Origin of the sequence: Pseudoalteromonas sp. MER144-MNA-CIBAN-0113, assembly GCF_040308965.1 — a bacterium.
GTDB lineage: Bacteria > Pseudomonadota > Gammaproteobacteria > Enterobacterales > Alteromonadaceae > Pseudoalteromonas > Pseudoalteromonas tetraodonis.
Genome location: NZ_JBEOOG010000036.1, coordinates 1 through 17141 on the forward strand (window position 1 = coordinate 1; position 17141 = coordinate 17141).

Consider the following 17141-nt stretch of genomic DNA (forward strand, 5'->3'; position numbering starts at 1 on the left):
ATGATAATTTAAACGAGTCAGGTAAAGTGGCCTGACTTAAACAAACTGGTCTCCGATGAACTCGGGGCGATTCAATTCGCTTAATAACATTAAAGCAAGCCGTATTGCTGGTGTGTATAAGTTTGAAAAATTACAATTAGGGGCATTGTACCAGCATTCAGAATCGATTGACGGCGCTAAGTCTGGCAACGGTTATGTACTAAGCGCAAGCTATAAGTTAGACAAATGGGTACCTAAAGTACAATTTGCAAAAGATGATTCAAAACTACGTCAAACCTCAGACGCTTCACAGTGGACTACGGGTATAGATTATGTATTTGACAAGCAAACCACAGCTTATCTTTTATACACTGACCTCGACCTAGAAGAAAATGCTGATAACAGTGTTGCTCTTGGTCTTCAATATAAATTTTAAGGGCTGAACAAATGACAAAACGTATTTTAGAAAATAACGCGAATAAAAAGCCATTTATGCAATGGCTGTTATTGTTACTTGGCCCATGTGTCATGCTACTTACTTGCTTAGTTGAGCCGCCAGTAGGTATGTCGGCGGCAGCATTTAAAACCGCAGGCTTAGCATTTTGGATGGCCTCGTGGTGGGTGAGTGAGGTAGTGCCTATTCCTGCTACTGCGTTACTCCCTTTAGTGATTTCACCTATCGTAGATATAGCCGCGATAAAAAGTGTTGCAGCGCCTTATGCGCATCCGCTGATCTTTTTATTTTTAGGCGGTTTTTTAATCTCAATAGCGATGGAGCGTTGGGGATTACACAAGCGTATTGCATTAAGAACTATGCTTTATGCAGGTAAAAAACCAAGCTTACAGATTTTAGCGATGATGTTAGTGACTGCATTTTTATCAATGTGGATGTCTAATACCGCTACAGCAGTAATGATGCTACCTATCGCTTTATCTATTACCCATTTAGTTAAAAGCTCAGATCCTAGTAATGAAGGTTTTGGTAAAGCCCTTTTACTGTCGATTGCTTATGGCGCGAGTATTGGCGGTATTGCTACTTTAATCGGTACTCCACCAAATGCATTAATGGCGGCGTACCTATCAGACAGTTATCAGATTGAAATTGGCTTTGCCGAGTGGATGATTGTTGGTGTGCCTTTAGCGCTCGGTATGTTGCTGATCAGCTGGATTTGGTTAACTAAATTCACTTATAAGGTCGATGCGAATGTACAAGCGAACAAGCGTATTGATACCAAAGCGGTATTCTCTTCACAATTAAAAGACTTAGGCCTAATGCAACGTGCTGAAAAGGGCGTGTTGTTTGTATTTGTGCTTGCCGCTATTTGTTGGATATTTAGACCTTTATTAGGCGATGTTACCGGGCTTAAAATTTCAGATACCGGTATTGCTATTGCCGCTGCATTATTACTGTTTGTACTACCGGCAAATAAAGGCAGTGATGCGCGTATTTTAGATTGGGAAAGTGCAGCTAAAGTACCTTGGGGTGTGTTGCTTTTATTTGGAGGGGGCTTGACGCTAGCCTCGCAAATTAAATCATCTGGATTAGCTGTCTACATTGCCAAAATGATTGAGGGGGCCAGTGCAATTCCTTTAGTTATGAGCATTCTTGTGGTGGTGGCACTTATTACTTTCTTAACGGAAATTACCAGTAATACGGCAACAGCCGCAGGCTTTTTACCATTGCTGGGGCCTGTTGCTGAGTCAATAACTGGCAGTCCGTTAGTGTGGGTTATTCCAGCTGCGATTGCGTGTAGTTGTGCGTTTATGATGCCAGTAGCCACACCACCCAATGCGATTGTGTTTGGCTCGGGTGAAATTAAAATGAAAGACATGATCCGTGCTGGCTTTGTGTTAAATATTGTCGCTATTGTTTTAATTACCTTAGTAACAATGACCATAGCAGCTCAGGTTTTTGGTTTTTAAAAACCCACTTTAATCAACTAACAAAACAGATAACCGATGCACACAAAAGCAGTGCATCGGTATGAGTTCCAACCAACCTTATGAGTGTTTTTGCAACGCTTTTCATTATGTTGCAAAATCACTCTTTATTGCTCGTGTAACAGATCAAGGTTATAGTCTTGAAAACGTTATAAATCGAGTAGCCTATTTTGACCACTGATACATTATCTACAGGGACTTTGCGTTCACAATTTAATGAACTAAAGCATGCTTTTGAAGACACCCCTTACTTACCCATTGAGCAACGCCTTGCTTTACTTAAGCAAGTACGCGCTAACATTGTAACGTTAGAGCAAGACTTAATTGCTGCAGTATCTAAAGATTTTGGTTACCGAACGGCCTTTGATACCTTAGTAGGTGATATTTTGCCCACCATGCAGGGGCTTGCGCATATTATTAAAAAGCTACCTCGCTGGTCTAAGCCTAGTCATCGCAGCGCGGGGTTAAGCTTATGGCCCTCAAAAGTAAGTGTCACCTATCAGCCTATTGGTGTGGTGGGTGTGATTGCACCATGGAACTATCCTATTCAACTAGCATTGGTACCTGTTATTACTGCGATTGCAGCGGGTAACAGGGTGATGTTAAAGCTCAGTGAATTTACGCCTAACACCAATGCCGTTATTGAAAAAATATTTGCAGGTGAATTAAGGCAACACTGCACCATTATTCAAGGTGGTAGCGACGTGGCAAGTGAGTTTTCATCATTGCCGTTTGCGCATTTACTGTTTACAGGCTCGACGGCTGTTGGCAAGTTAGTTATGGCCGCGGCCAGTAAAAATTTAACACCAGTCACTTTAGAACTAGGCGGAAAATCGCCCGTTATTGTGTTAGAAAAAGCCGATGTAAATAAAGCCGCGCGTGCTCTATTATTTGGCAAAATGGCCAATGCAGGGCAAATATGTGTGGCTCCTGACTACGTATTTGTTCCTGAAGCATTAGAGCATCAATTCATTAAAGCGCTTTGTACCCTTTATAAAAAACACTTTAAGCAAGGTGTAGAAGGCAAAAACCTGACCTCGATTATAAGCCCTGCACATTATCAACGTTTGTTAGGTTATTTAGAGCAAGCACAAGAGCAAGGCGCTAAAATTACTAAACCGCTTGAACAAAACCAGCAAGATGGCGAAAAGCATCGTATGGGTCTGCATATTGTGACGCATGTCACCGACGAGATGCAATTAATGCAAGAAGAGCTATTTGGTCCCATTTTACCCATTATGAGTTACGACAAATTAGAGGACGTGCTTAATTATATTCGATTACGCGACCACCCATTAGCCCTTTACATTTTAGGTCAAGATAAACAGGCTCAACAGTACATTATTAAGCAAACACTCAGCGGAACAGTTGCGGTAAACGACACATTAATACAAGTAGCTGCCGATGATGTACCGTTTGGTGGCGTGGGGCATTCGGGGATGGGGCATTATCACGGCAAAGAAGGTTTTCTCACCTTTAGCCATGCAAAAAATACCTTAGTCTCTGGCTCGGTTAACCCGCGCATTGGTTTATTACTTAAACAAAATAAATTACTGATCAAAGTGCTAAAGTGGCTTTATGTAAAATAGCCTGCAACGCTTAAAACAAAAAAGCTGAATGAATCACTTCATTCAGCTTTTATAATAGCTAACTTAAAACAGGCGTCCTTCGCCAGCATAAGTACCCGCTAAAATTTTGGTATAAATTGCATCGGCTTTTTCTTTGGCCTCAGCTACCTCTTTAGGAAGCATAGTACGTTCATCAAGTTTACGGCTGTGACTGGCTTGCATGTTGCCGTTATACTCGGCAATGGTATTCCACACATACGACATTTCAAGATTTTTTGGCATTCCTAAGCCTTCAAAATACATCAGTGCTAAATTAAACTGCGCCAATGTGTAATTATTAGCAGCGGCTTTTTCATACCATGTTCTGGCGGCTTTATAATCTTGGCTAACACCATCGCCATTTGCGTACATTACACCTAAGTTATACTGTGCTGCGGGAAGGTTCTTATTTGCTGCTTTTTCAAATAAGGTTATGGCCATTTGTTTGTCTAATTTAACGCCATTGCCTTCGTCATATAAAACCGCAAGTGCAAACATTGAATCTACATGGTTCTTTTTAACGGCTTGTTGGTACAGCTCAGCTGCTTTGTAATAATCACGGGTAACGCCATGGCCACCTTCGTATAGCTTACCTAATTCGTAAATCCCCGGTGCATAGCCTTTGTCAGCTAAATAATTAAACTCTTTAAGTGCTTCTTCAAATTCACCCGCATTAGCAGCTCTGATCCCTTCTTCTAGTCCAGCATAGGCAAGAGGGGTAGCGAGCATAATACCGGCCAGTAGCAGTGCTTTAAAATTAGACTGTGACATAAGCATGTCTCCAAATTAGTTGTCGTTCTATGTAAGCGCCATAAAAGTAAAACTTACCTAGTGAATCTATTAGGGATAGGTAAAAAATTATGAGCTAAATTAATAACGCCAACGTTTATAACCTAGGTATACAAACGTATTAACAAGTAGCTTTAACTATAGCTCAAAAATTCTAAACTTAAGCATATAGTCATGATATAAATTGCGTTAGCTTGCGATTCTATAGAAAAATGAAAAAAATAAAAGCGAGCAATAGCTTACATAATTACTTATGATGATTTTTGGCAACCAAAGCATCATAAAACGGGGTCTGTTAATGTTAAATAATTTAAAAAATATAAAACTAAGCAAAATTATTTTTATAACCAGTTTATTGTTTATTGCCAGTTGTTCTACCTCCTTTGCTTATAACAACCTTGGTTGGCTGTCTTCGTTTTGGATAGACGATTATGTCGACTTAAACAAAAGCCAATCAACGCAGTTAAAAGTGATTATTAATAACACCCGAGATTGGCACCGAGAGGTTGAGTTACCAAAATATAAAGCCGATTTACTCGACTTAAGGCAGTTGCTCGATAAACAAGCCGATACAGCGCAGTTAATGGCAAAAATAACGCAGGTAAAGCAGCATTGGCGCAATTTACTTTTGTACGCGAGTGATCCCTTAATCGAGCTGGCAAAAACGTTAACTCCATCACAACGCAGTGAAATGATAGAAAACATTCGCGATCAAATTAATGACGAAATAAAAGAGCACGCTTCATTAACCAAAGAGGAGCATCAGCAGTCTCGTTTAGACAGGCAACTAGACTATTACGAACAATGGCTTGGTAAGCTCACCTCAGAGCAGCGAACGCTAGTGTCACAAGCCAACAGTGAATATATCAGTACCAGAAATTTATGGTATGACTATAAACTAACTCGGTTAGGTGCACTTGAAGCGCTTTTTAATCAGCAAACCCTTGATGATGCCCAATTTGCGCAGCAGTTACGCACTATCATTACAGAAAGAGAGCTGTTTATGAGTGCTGAACTCATTGAGAGAAATGAGGAAAATTTAAGGGCATACGCACAGTTGCTGGTTAAATTAAATCAAACCTTAAGCCCTAAACAAGTCGCACATGTTGATGAGGAATTTGCTGACTTGGTTGGCACAGTTAATGAACTGCTTACAGAATAGCTGCATTTAACCAATCCTTTTTGCTTATTTTAAAGGGGGTTGTTAAGCATAAAATTGTGATTATTGCATTTCAGGGTTAATATAAACGATTAGTTTTGATTTAAGTTTTTTATGGATATAGCCGCTCTTAACAGTACAAAAATATTACGTAAGCATGTCTTAAAATGGATGTGTTTATTTTTTGGTTTGCTGTCATTTATTTTTGCTGTGTTTAACCTATCAAAAAATCATTTTTATATTGTAGGCGGCTTAGAGGTGTGTTTTTCCGCACTTTGTTTTTATATTTTTATACAATTGGTTAAAAACAAGCAACGAAACTGGTATGCCATAACGGTTTGTATGACTGTAACGCTCGTTATACTATGTGGAACCTTTTTGGCACCACTTAAAAATGGTTTGTTTTTGTGGGCGTTTTCTTTACCCATTTTGTATTATCTACTTCTTGGTCGAAAATACGGTATTGTGTTATCGGCCACACTTTTGGTTATGCAATCATCAGTGTTGCTTTATAAATTACCAAGCCCTTATTTTTCCTCTTTTAACCTAGCGATCAACTTACTGTTTATTTATATTATTATATGGGTCATTTCTCATGTTTTTGAAGGAAATAGGGCCGAATTTTCGAAGCGACTTAAAAACTTGGCTTTACTTGATCCTCTCACGGGCGCAGGAAACCGTTTATCTATGAGTCATTATTTTGAAGTGGAGATAAAAGACAAGTCACAGCTGTACTTGTTTTTAATTGATCTTGACCACTTTAAACAAATAAATGATGAATATGGCCATGATGTAGGAGATAAAGTGCTGGTTGAGTTGGCAACTCTATTTAGGATTACTTTTGCAAAAGGGTATGTGTTTAGGGTAGGGGGTGAAGAATTTTCTTTAATGGGCAATTTTGATAGTGCACAATCCGCGCTGGCAATGGCTGAAAATCTTAGACAAGCCGTTGCAACTAAATATATTGAGGCCAATGGTATAACCATAAATTTAACAGCCAGTGTTGGTGTAGTTAAGTACCAACAACAAAATTTGGCTGAATTAATAGCGCAAGCAGATAAGCAGCTTTATAAGGCAAAAGATGCGGGGCGCAATGCGGTTTTTTCTGATATTAACCTCTGTGCAGATGCGGCTTAATACATTTGATCAAAATTAGGAATACTGTTTTCCCAAATCGGTCTTTCTTTGCCAATGTATTCACGCACGGCATCAAAAAACAATCGTGTTCTTACCGGTAAATCTCGGTGTGGGTATACAGCATACATTGCACTGTGTTCCATTAATTTTACATCGGTAAGTAAGGGCACCAGTTGCCCATCAATCACTTCTTTATCTAAAATAAATGCCGGCGCTAAAAAGTAGGTGGTGCCAGAGAGGGTTTTCATCAGTAATACTTCTGCATCGTTTGCTCTAAACACACTTTTTATTTTTTGCTCGCAGTGCTCGCCAGTGTGGTTATAGTAATTTATGCCTTCTACCCGCAGTGAGTTGCTGGCATAACTGGCTGCTGGCAATTGTGCCAAATCAGTGATTGTTGTTGGCATACCGTATGTTTCTATAAACGCTGGCGCGGCTAATAGTAACAGACGATTACGGGCAATTTTACGAGCAATTAATGATGAGTCTTTGGGTTCACCCACTCTAAACGCTAAATCAAATCCTTCAGATACAATATCAACCAGTCGGTCATCTAAACGAAGTTCTACTTCCACTTGCGGAAAGCGTTTTTGGAAATCGTTGATCACTGGCTGTAAGTAGCGTCGACCTATTAAAGTAGATGCGGTCACTTTCAATACGCCGCGTGGCTCTTGGTGGTAGTTTTCTGCCATGCGCACCGTTTCGCCAAGCAGGCTTCGCAGCTCACCCGCTTTTTTTATCATTTCAGCGCCCGCTGCTGTAAGAGAGAATGAGCGGGTTGTTCTGTTTAATAGTCTTACCCCAAGTTCATCCTCTAACCGACTAATTTGCTTAGAGATCACTGAGCGGTCAATATTTCGTATTTCGGCTGCTTTTGCAAATGAGCCTTGCTCTACCACTTCAAGCAGCATTAATAGTCGACTGGTTGTATCCATTATTTCATCACTTAGTGAGTATTGATGCCATTTTGGCACTAATGAATTTAAAGATCTATTGTTTTTGTCATCAAGTATGTTCCGTATTATGCAATGCTAAATTAAAAGGAGCGTCGTTATGAACAAACACTTAATTGCTACAGCACTATCTGTTGCATTAATCACACTGGCCGGTTGTGCCGATGATGGTACAACACAATCAGCACCCGCACAGCAACAACAAGCAATTGATGTAGCCGAGGTCTTGGTTAAGCCAGTTCAAAGTTGGCACACCTATACAACACGCTTAGAGTCACCGCAAAAAGTGGCATTAATGCCGCGTGTATCCGGCATTATTGAGCAAATTGAATTTAAAGAAGGGGATAGCGTTAAACAAGGCGATGTATTATTTCGTTTAGACGATCGCTCATTCGCTGCAACCGTTGACAGTTTAAGCGCTCAGGTTAAAAGTGCTCAAGCAGCACTTGAACAAGCAAAAAGCGAAGCATCGCGTGCGGTACGCTTAACTGAGCGAAAAGCCATTTCGACTGAGCAAGCACAAGCGCGTACATCGACTCTGCGTCAGCGTGAAGCACAACTTGCTGCACTGCAAGCGCAGCTTAAAGCTGCAAAGCTCGATTTAGAGTTTACGTCAGTGGTTTCTCCTATTGATGGCGTGATTTCTCGCGCAAATATTACCAAAGGTAACAACGTACTTGCAGGGCAAAGCGTGCTTACTTCAATTGTTTCTAATGACAAAATGTACGCTTACTTTGATGTAGATGAACGTACTTGGAATAGCGCATTTGACGAAGTAACAGCTGTAAGCAAACAGCCTGTTGTAATGCAAAAAGTAGGACAAGACGATTTTAACTATAGCGGCCATATTAACTTTATAGATAATCAAATTAACGCATCTACAGGCACTTTACGCGTTCGTGCGGTATTTGATGATCGCAGTAACGAGTTGCGTTCGGGCTCATTTGCACGCATTAAGTTAGCTGCTAATGCAGTGCGTGAAACTGTCATTATTCCAGACAGAGCTATAGGCACAGATTTAAAAAATCGCTTTGTATTAACGGTAGGCGAAAACAATGTGCTGCAGTATAAGCTTGTAACAGTAGGTGAGCGCTATGGATCGTTGCGAGCCATCACATCAGGACTTGATCAAGGCGATGTTATTGCTGTAAATGGCCCTGCTCGTGTAGGACCGGGTATGCCGATATCACCAAATAAAGTGGCAATTAATACCCAAGGCGTGGCATTTACGCTAAGTGCTAACCCTGCCGATTTAGTTGCTAAGCAATAAGGTTATTAGATGAAATTTTCACACTTTTTTATACAGCGACCGATTTTTGCGGCCATGCTGTCGTTGATTATTTTAATTGCAGGTAGCATTTCATTATTTCAGCTGCCGGTCAGTGAATACCCAGAAGTCGTACCACCGACAGTGGTTGTGACTGCCAGTTATCCAGGTGCGAACCCGACGGTTATTGCACAAACAGTGGCAACACCGCTTGAGCAAGAAATAAATGGCACCGAAAACATGCTGTATATGTTTTCACAAGCAACCAGTGACGGACGTATGACGCTCACGGTGACATTTGCGTTAGGCACTGATTTAGACCGTGCCCAAGTGCAAGTGCAAAACCGAGTAAATAGTGCGCTGCCGCGTTTGCCACAAGAAGTGCAACGTTTAGGGGTTGTTGCTGAAAAATCATCACCCGATTTAACCATGGTGGTGCATTTATATTCACCGCAAAACAGCCATGACACCGCGTATTTATCAAATTATGCCGATTTAAATATCAAAGATGAAATAGCGCGTTTACCTGGTGTGGGTGATATTCGTTTATTTGGTGGTGGTAAATATGCAATGCGAGTTTGGCTTAACCCAGATGCGCTAGCATCGCGTGAGCTTACTGCAAGTGACGTGGTCAATGCACTACGCTCGCAAAATCAGCAAGTTGCAGCGGGCAGTTTAGGTTCGCAACCGATTTCAAATGACAGTCAGTTCCAAATTTTATTAAACGTCAAAGGACGCCTTAATAGCATTGAAGAGTTTAAACAAGTCATTATTAAAGTTGGGGAGCAAGGGCAGCTTACGCGTTTGTCAGATGTGGCACGTGTTGATTTAGGCCAAGATTCTTATGCATTGCGTGCTGAGCTTGATAATAAACCCGCTTTAGCGATGCCAATATTTCAACGCCCAGGGTCAAATGCCATTGAGCTCTCTGATCAGGTGCGTGAAACGATGGCACGTTTATCAAAAAACTTTCCAGCAGGTGTTGAATACGACATTGTTTATGATCCAACGGTATTTGTGCGAGGCTCAATTGATGCGGTGATCGCCACTTTACTCGAAGCAATCGTGCTGGTGGTGATTGTGGTTATTGTGTTTTTACAAACCTGGCGCGCATCTATTATTCCGTTAATTGCGGTGCCTATTTCACTCATTGGTACCTTTGCAGTAATGCAATGGCTTGGGGTTTCTATTAATACCTTATCGCTATTTGGTTTAGTACTGGCTATTGGTATCGTGGTTGATGACGCAATTGTGGTCGTAGAAAACGTTGAGCGAAACATAGAAGATGGCTTATCTCCGCTTGAAGCAACCCGCGTGGCAATGACGGAAGTAACCGGCCCTATTATTGCGATTGCATTAGTATTATGTGCGGTATTTATTCCGACGGCTTTTATTACTGGGCTTTCAGGGCAGTTTTATAAGCAATTTGCATTAACCATTACTATTTCAACGGTAATTTCGGCGTTTAACTCATTAACGCTGTCGCCAGCACTGGCTGCTTTATTGTTGAAATCACATGATGCCGAGCCTGATGCGTTTACCCGCGTGCTTAATAAATTATTTGGCCGTTGGTTATTCCAACCTTTTAATCGCGTGTTTGACCGTGGTGCTAAAGGGTATGAAAAGCTGGTACAAAAGCTTATTCGTATGAGCGTTGTAGTTATGGTTGCGTATATTGCCTTAGTTGGCGGTACGATTAAATTGTTTGATGCGGTACCGGGTGGCTTTATTCCACAACAAGATAAGCAATACTTAGTCGCCATTGCGCAGTTACCTGACGCTGCAAGTTTAGACCGTACAGAAGCGGTGGTAAAACAAATGCAGCAAATTGCATTAGAGGTACCTGGGGTTGCGAACACGGTAGCGTTTCCTGGTCTTTCAGTGAATGGTTTTACTAATAGCCCAAATAGCGGCATCGTATTTACACCACTGGCGCCTTTTGCAGAGCGTACGGATCCGAGTATGTCGGCTTCGGCTATTGCAGCGCAATTAAACCAACGTTTTGCGGCCATTGATGAAGCCTTTGTCGCTGTGTTTCCGCCACCGCCAATTCAAGGCTTAGGCACCACAGGTGGCTTTAAATTGCAAATAGAAGATAGAGCTAACAAAGGCTTTGAAGCCTTATTTAACAGTTTGCAATCAGTGATTGCTGCGGCGCAAAAAGATCCGGCGTTAATGGGGCTGTATTCAAGCTTTAGAATTCAAGTGCCACAAATGGATATTGATATTGACCGTGAGCAAGCGCTTATTCAAGGTATTCCATTAGATGAAGTGTTTAACTCGTTACAAATTTATTTAGGCTCAGTGTATGTAAACGACTTTAATTTGTTTGGTCGTACTTACCAGGTTAATGCCCAAGCTGATGCTGATTTTAGGGTAGACCCAGAGCAAATACTAAACCTAAAAGTGCGTAATCGTGCGGGTAACATGGTGCCACTAGGCTCAGTATTAACGGTAACGCCTACTATTGGTCCTGATCGTGTAATGCATTACAACGGCTACCCAAGTGCAGAGCTTAATGGCAGCCCAGCGCCTGGTTATAGTTCTGATCAAGCGCAATTGGCGATTGAAGCTGTACTAGCAAAAACATTGCCTACTGGCATTGAATATGAGTGGACTGAGGTAACGTACCAGCAAGTATTAGCCGGTAATACCATGGTGTATGTATTCCCTCTAGTTGTATTACTCGTGTTTATGGTACTGGCCGCACAGTATGAAAGCTTACGTTTACCACTGGCCATTATTTTAATTGTACCTATGACTATTTTCTCAGCGTTATTAGGAGTGTGGTTTGTAGGTTCAGACAACAACATATTTACCCAAATAGCGTTGATTGTACTGGTCGCATTGGCTTCTAAAAATGCCATCCTTATGGTGGAATTTGCTAAAGATAAGCATGACACTGGGTTATCGCACCTTGAGGCGATGTTAGCGGCGTGTCGATTACGTTTACGTCCAATTTTAATGACATCAATTGCCTTTACCGCAGGTGTTATACCGCTTGTATTGGCAACCGGTGCTGGGGCAGAAATGCGTCATGCCATGGGTAATGCGGTGTTCTCGGGTATGATTGGTGTAACTGTGTTTGGACTATTATTTACACCGGTGTTTTATATGCTGGTGGTAAAAAAGCAGCGCGTTGAGGAGCCTTCGCATGACTAAATTTAACCTAAGCGCCCTTAAATTATCGCCATGGCTGAGTTCTGTATTAGCGGTTGCTGTGTTATCAGGTTGTGCGAGTAAAATTGACACAGCCGCTCAGCAACAACAGGTTAATGAGTTTGTTGCCAAGGCAATATCTGCAGAGCAATTTATGGGTGAAGATGAGCAAAACTGGTGGCACAAGCTGGGCTCAGCGCAGCTAAACCAACTGGTGAGCAACGCACTTGCTAATAATTACGACTTACAAACTAGTCAGCTGGTATTAAAAAGCGCTTTGGCGCGTATTGGCGAGCAACAAGCGCAATACTTACCGCAAGGAGGTATTGAGGTTGGTGCAAAGCGAAGCGGGCTAGGCAATACCAATAGCAGACAATCAAGTGCGAATGTAGCACTTGATTGGCAGCTCGACTTATTTGGTCGAATTACTGCGCTAGTCGATGCCGCGAATTCACAAGCAATGAGCCAAGCTGAGCAAGTTAGGTTATTGCAAATTGAAGTGGTGTCGGCTGTGGTTAAAGGCTTTGTGAGTTATCAAGGTAATCTGCAAAAGCAGCAAATTATTGAGATGCAAATAGAAGCGCTTGAACAAAGCATTCAGGTGCTACAGGCCCAAGTTGATGAAGGTGTGGCCAATGAGCTCGACTTAAACCGCACTATGGCGCAACTTAGACAGCAGCAAGCCTTGGTGCCGGCAATTGAATATGCCAAGTACCGTGACTTATCTACTTTGGCCGTATTAAGCGCGCAAACTACGCAATCACTGAGCATTAATGATGAACGTACTATATTAACTAAGGCTTTTGCGGTGTCATTGGCAAAGCCTAATGATGCAATAGCATTAAGACCTGATATAAGTCGTGCTTTATTTGATTTTAGCCAAGCAAATAGCCTGAGTGTAGCAGCCAGCAAAGCTTTATTGCCGGATATTAGCTTAAGCGGCTTTGAAGGCGTGTTAAGTTTAGGGAGCAACGGTTTTAGTGATACCCAGCAGCAATGGCAAGTAGCGCCGCAATTGCAGTGGTCATTATTAAGTTACCCTGCGCTTTTAGCACAACGCGATGCGCAGCAGTTTTTAAGCCAAGCGGCGTATACCGATTACCAACAAGTGGTATTAAAAGCGATTAACGAGAGTGAACTTTCTCTGCAATACTTGGTCAATCAAGCACAGCAATCGCGCTTTGCTGATGAGCGTTATCAATTTGCTAATAATGCATTTTTACAAGCACAAGCAATGTACGAAGAAGGGCAAATTCCTTACTTAGAGTTGTTAGATGCGCGTCAGGATGTTTTAATAGCGCAAGAAAATGCCGTTGATTCAACTATTTCATCGCTACTTGCCAAAGTAAATGCCTACCAGTCATTTAATGGGCGATGGAGTTACGCGTTAAGTAATACTAACAAGTAGAGTTTTTGATGCCTAATACTGCAGATACAAACCCAAATACTATTCCTACATTAATGCGCTCTATTGTGTTAAATGAGCCCAATGAGGATATTAACTTATTGGATACTCAGTTACCTGTGCCTCAGTGCACAGGGAATGAGTTATTAGTAAAAGTAGAGTACGTTGGTTTAAACCCGGTGGATGCACAATTTGCCAAGTCTGGCTTTTGTACGTGGCAATACCCGCATGTTTTAGGCTTGGATGCAGTGGGAACAGTGGTTAAAGCGGGTAAAGGTATTTTTCCGGGGGTAGGGGAGCGTGTTATGTGGCACGCCAGCGTAGGTGAGCAAGGGGTACTGAGCGAATACGCAAAAGTACCTAATTATGCGGTGTCTATTATTCCCAAGCAATTAGCCAGTGACAAAGCTGCTACTTTACCCTGTGCCGGAATGGCGGCATTGATTAGCTTAGATAAACTATCAGTAACTGAGGGCGATACACTTTTTGTTGAAGGTGGTGCTGGCGCTGTAGGGCAATTTGCTATTCAGTTTGCCAAGCAGCGCGGTGCAGATGTATTTACCACCGCCTCTAAGCGCAATCATAAGTTAGTTAAGCAACTCGGCGCCGATGTGGTTTTTGATTACAACGATAAAGCCTTATGTGACAAAATTCGTCGAGAGTTAGGTCCACAAGGGTTTGACGCTGTTATTGATATTATGGGGGGGGAATCGACCATTCAAAATATCGAACTAATGCGTTTTTGTGGTCGTATTGCTTGTTTAAATCCACTTCCTAACTTTGAACAGCAGCTAATGTATCGGCGTGCGCCTAATATTAGTATTGTCTCCTTAGGAGGTGCGTGGCTAGCTAACAGCTTATGTGCGCAGCAGCGGATGAGTTTTATGGGCAATTTGTTGCTTGAAAAGGTAGCAAATGGCGAGATAATTCCTCCAGAAGTATTAGCTGTTGATTTTAACGCAAAGGCTGTTTCGGCTGCATTAAACAATCAGTTAGCAGGTGGTTTTACAGGTAAACAAGTGGTTAAAATAAGCTAATTGCATCCAAATTCTCGTATAAAAAACGCAGCCTAATTTTAGGCTGCGTTTTTTTGTTTCTACTTTATTACCAAATCCGTATTTGCGGCGCCAACAACCAGAATTATTAATTTTTTAACAAAAAAATTAATTTTCAGCGTACAAGTGTAAGGCTTTCTATTTCAACAGTTTACGTTCAGGTAAAGAAAATAAATTGCAAAAACTGTTAATTAATTGAATAGAGTAATTGATCTAAAGCGATTTTTATGACGTAATGTAGGTATTATTTATCTGGTCGGATGAGTTCGTTATGAGTTTACGTACAAAATTAAAAAAAGTATTACCAAGCATTTCAGTTACTGAGCAAGAAGCGCTAGACGCTGGCGATGTATGGCTAGAAGGGTCTATCTATCGAGGTAAACCAGATTTTAGCGCGCTACGCGATGTACCTGCGGCAAAATTAACCGCAGACGAACAAGCGTTTCTAGACGGTCCAGTACAAGAACTACTAGGCATGATTGATGATTCAGTCATTCAAAATGGTATTCATTTACCAAACGACATTTTAGAGTTTTTGAAAAAAGAGCGTTTCTTCTCGCTGATCATCCCTAAATCGTTTGGCGGTTTAGAGTTCAGCCCATACGCTAACTCAACAATTGTAGGTACTATCGCAACTAAAAGTTCAGCTGTTGCAGTAACTGTAATGGTACCAAACTCGTTAGGCCCAGGTGAGTTATTACTTCACTTCGGTACAGATGAGCAACAAGCACATTACTTACCACGTTTAGCAAATGGTACAGACATTCCATGTTTTGCATTAACCAGCCCAGAAGCAGGTTCTGATGCAGGCGGTATTCCTGATGTAGGTACCGTAACTAAAGGCATGTACAACGGTGAAGAAGTACTTGGCCTAGAAATCACATGGGACAAGCGCTACATTACACTCGCGCCAATTGCTACTGTACTTGGTTTAGCGTTTAAAGTAGTTGACCCTGATGGTTTATTGGGTGGTAAAGAAAACCTAGGTATTACTTGTGCACTTATTCCAAAAGAGCACCCTGGTGTAGAACTTGGTAACCGTCATGATCCTATGGGTATCCGTTTTTACAACGGTACTACACGTGGTAACAAAGTATTTGTACCAATGGACTTTATTATCGGTGGTCAGAAAAACATCGGTCGCGGTTGGCAAATGCTAGTTAGCTGTTTAGGCGCAGGTCGTGGTATTTCATTACCAGCATTGGGTGTAAGTACAGCTCAAGTTGCATTTAAATCAGCTTCTGAGTACGCAGCAGTGCGTGAACAGTTTGGTTTATCAATTGGTCAATTTGAAGGTATTCAAGAAAAGCTAGCTGACATCGCAGGTAAAACATACCTACAAGAAGCAATGCGAGTATTGACAACTGAAGGTTTAGGCATGGGCTTAAAACCATCGGTAGTAACTGCAATTGCTAAATACCATATGACAGAGCTTGGTCGTGATGTACTTGATTCAGCAATGGATATTCAAGCAGGTAAAGCGATTCAAAACGGTCCGCAAAATACATTAGCGAGTGGTTATGTCGCGCAGCCTATTGCCATTACGGTAGAGGGCGCGAACATTCTGACTCGTAACCTGATGATATTTGGCCAAGGTGTTATGCGTTGTCACCCATACTTACAATCTATGGTTGAGTCTATCCACAGCGATGACAAAAACGCAGATGCAGAATTTAATGGTATTTTACGTAAAACAATTGGCTACAGTACAGCAAATAGCTTACGTGCATTCCGTTTAGGTGTATTACCGTTTACTGCTGGTGCAAACTCGGCATTACCAGAAGTACGTGACTACGAAAAAGCAGTGCATAAACTATCAGCTAAATTAGCTGTATATGCAGACTTCTCGTTACTAGTACTTGGCGGTAAATTAAAGCAAGCTGAAATGCTTTCAGCACGTTTAGGCGATGTAATGAGCTTCTTGTATGCCGCTATGGCATCTATTAAGTATTACGAGCAAAAAGTAGCAAGCAGCGAGCGTGAGCAGGCGGCTCCTTACTTCCATTATGCGACTCGTTTTGCACTACAAAGTGCAGAAGAAGCATTGCACAAGTTCTTAGACAACTTCCCTGCAAGTGGTACTCGTAAGTTCATTCGTTTCATTACTATGAACTACTCAACTAAAATGCCAAAAATTAGCGATGATTTAATTCGTGAATTAGCAAAACAAGCTCAGCTAGATACGGCATTTAAAACGCAAATCACACATTTAGTTAAGCCAATTGAAGGTGATGGTCATCACATCAATGAGCAAGCTTACAAAGCTAAAATGGCGTCACTTGAGCTATTAGCTAAAGTGAAAAAAGCGCTACGTGCTAAAACCTTTAAGCCGGGTACGCGTTTTTCAATCACGCTTGAAAATGCACTTGCTGCAAAAGTAATTAACGACGCTGAATTTGTTCAGTTAAGTGATTACAACAAAAAGCGTGAAAAAGCGATTCGTGTTGATGAGTTCGACTTCGATATGAACATCCTAGACGACAACGCACAGCCAGTTAATCCGCTTAAAAGCGTGGTTAACCAATAAAATTCAATAATGCAAAGCGCCTGCAGTTTAGGCGCTTTTATTGATACAAAATTAGTGTGGAGTCCTGCTTGAGTAACATCAAGCGGGGCTTTTTTTATGGGTGTAATTCAAGCTCAGGGATAATGACGACTAATTTGATGGTACAGAACATTATTAAACGTTG

Annotated in this window: 11 protein-coding genes and 1 pseudogene; 10 read left to right on the forward strand and 2 right to left on the reverse strand. The window is 41.5% G+C overall.

The window, feature by feature from the left end; genetic code table 11:
• Window positions 1–73: 73 nt before the first annotated feature.
• From AAEY57_RS10850 to AAEY57_RS10860, 3 genes and pseudogenes are all read left to right on the forward strand, one after another.
• Window positions 74–415: pseudogene (locus AAEY57_RS10850) on the forward strand (porin); the annotation flags it as partial.
• 11 nt (window positions 416–426) lie between these two features.
• Window positions 427–1902, forward strand: coding sequence for an SLC13 family permease (locus AAEY57_RS10855; protein ID WP_138686720.1), 1476 nt, complete (start codon window positions 427–429; stop codon window positions 1900–1902).
• A 188-nt stretch (window positions 1903–2090) separates the two neighbouring features.
• Complete coding sequence (locus AAEY57_RS10860) at window positions 2091–3509, forward strand: coniferyl aldehyde dehydrogenase (protein WP_008112384.1); 1419 nt, start codon at window positions 2091–2093, stop codon at window positions 3507–3509.
• Between the two features lie 63 nt (window positions 3510–3572).
• Here AAEY57_RS10860 and AAEY57_RS10865 read toward each other — a convergent pair whose 3' ends face one another.
• Window positions 3573–4298: a tetratricopeptide repeat protein gene (locus AAEY57_RS10865; RefSeq protein WP_008112386.1), complete on the reverse strand. Its 726-nt coding sequence runs from the start codon at window positions 4296–4298 to the stop codon at window positions 3573–3575.
• A 316-nt stretch (window positions 4299–4614) separates the two neighbouring features.
• On the opposite strand from AAEY57_RS10865, the gene AAEY57_RS10870 reads away from it, so the two are divergent.
• Both AAEY57_RS10870 and AAEY57_RS10875 read left to right on the forward strand, forming a co-directional pair.
• Complete coding sequence (locus tag AAEY57_RS10870; RefSeq protein WP_008112388.1) at window positions 4615–5478, forward strand: DUF6279 family lipoprotein; 864 nt, start codon at window positions 4615–4617, stop codon at window positions 5476–5478.
• 111 nt (window positions 5479–5589) lie between these two features.
• Window positions 5590–6612: a GGDEF domain-containing protein gene (locus AAEY57_RS10875; RefSeq protein ID WP_024600916.1), complete on the forward strand. Its 1023-nt coding sequence runs from the start codon at window positions 5590–5592 to the stop codon at window positions 6610–6612.
• Here the strand turns inward: AAEY57_RS10875 and AAEY57_RS10880 are convergent.
• A complete protein-coding gene (locus AAEY57_RS10880; protein WP_008112392.1) occupies window positions 6609–7547 on the reverse strand; it encodes a LysR family transcriptional regulator in 939 nt (312 codons plus the stop codon). The genes AAEY57_RS10875 and AAEY57_RS10880 overlap by 4 nt on opposite strands.
• 118 nt (window positions 7548–7665) lie before the next feature.
• On the opposite strand from AAEY57_RS10880, the gene AAEY57_RS10885 reads away from it, so the two are divergent.
• The 5 genes from AAEY57_RS10885 to AAEY57_RS10905 all read left to right on the forward strand — a co-directional run bounded on the left by AAEY57_RS10885 (window position 7666) and on the right by AAEY57_RS10905 (window position 16978).
• Window positions 7666–8835, forward strand: a complete 1170-nt coding sequence (locus AAEY57_RS10885) for an efflux RND transporter periplasmic adaptor subunit (RefSeq protein ID WP_138765059.1) — start codon at window positions 7666–7668, stop codon at window positions 8833–8835.
• Window positions 8836–8844: 9 nt separating this feature from the next.
• Window positions 8845–11994, forward strand: coding sequence for an efflux RND transporter permease subunit (locus tag AAEY57_RS10890; RefSeq protein ID WP_350607859.1), 3150 nt, complete (start codon window positions 8845–8847; stop codon window positions 11992–11994).
• A complete protein-coding gene (locus tag AAEY57_RS10895; RefSeq protein ID WP_273002254.1) occupies window positions 11987–13399 on the forward strand; it encodes a TolC family protein in 1413 nt (470 codons plus the stop codon). Before AAEY57_RS10890 ends, AAEY57_RS10895 begins: the two co-directional genes overlap by 8 nt.
• An 8-nt stretch (window positions 13400–13407) precedes the next feature.
• On the forward strand, window positions 13408–14433 hold the full coding sequence (locus AAEY57_RS10900) for a zinc-binding dehydrogenase (protein ID WP_350607860.1): 1026 nt from the start codon (window positions 13408–13410) through the stop codon (window positions 14431–14433).
• Window positions 14434–14722: 289 nt separating this feature from the next.
• Window positions 14723–16978 carry an acyl-CoA dehydrogenase gene (locus tag AAEY57_RS10905; RefSeq protein WP_350607861.1) on the forward strand — a complete coding sequence of 752 codons (2256 nt, stop codon included), beginning with the start codon at window positions 14723–14725 and terminating at the stop codon, window positions 16976–16978.
• Window positions 16979–17141: the final 163 nt, after the last annotated feature.

What these genes read in the sequence shown, in the direction of transcription:
- AAEY57_RS10855 (WP_138686720.1), top strand. Translation starts at nt 427, where the DNA reads ATGACAAAACGTATTTTAGAAAATAACGCGAATAAAAAGCCATTTATG.
- AAEY57_RS10865 (WP_008112386.1), bottom strand. Translation starts at nt 4,298, where the DNA reads ATGTCACAGTCTAATTTTAAAGCACTGCTACTGGCCGGTATTATGCTC.
- AAEY57_RS10870 (WP_008112388.1), top strand. Translation starts at nt 4,615, where the DNA reads ATGTTAAATAATTTAAAAAATATAAAACTAAGCAAAATTATTTTTATA.
- AAEY57_RS10875 (WP_024600916.1), top strand. Translation starts at nt 5,590, where the DNA reads ATGGATATAGCCGCTCTTAACAGTACAAAAATATTACGTAAGCATGTC.
- AAEY57_RS10880 (WP_008112392.1), bottom strand. Translation starts at nt 7,547, where the DNA reads ATGGATACAACCAGTCGACTATTAATGCTGCTTGAAGTGGTAGAGCAA.
- AAEY57_RS10885 (WP_138765059.1), top strand. Translation starts at nt 7,666, where the DNA reads ATGAACAAACACTTAATTGCTACAGCACTATCTGTTGCATTAATCACA.
- AAEY57_RS10890 (WP_350607859.1), top strand. Translation starts at nt 8,845, where the DNA reads ATGAAATTTTCACACTTTTTTATACAGCGACCGATTTTTGCGGCCATG.
- AAEY57_RS10895 (WP_273002254.1), top strand. Translation starts at nt 11,987, where the DNA reads ATGACTAAATTTAACCTAAGCGCCCTTAAATTATCGCCATGGCTGAGT.
- AAEY57_RS10900 (WP_350607860.1), top strand. Translation starts at nt 13,408, where the DNA reads ATGCCTAATACTGCAGATACAAACCCAAATACTATTCCTACATTAATG.
- AAEY57_RS10905 (WP_350607861.1), top strand. Translation starts at nt 14,723, where the DNA reads ATGAGTTTACGTACAAAATTAAAAAAAGTATTACCAAGCATTTCAGTT.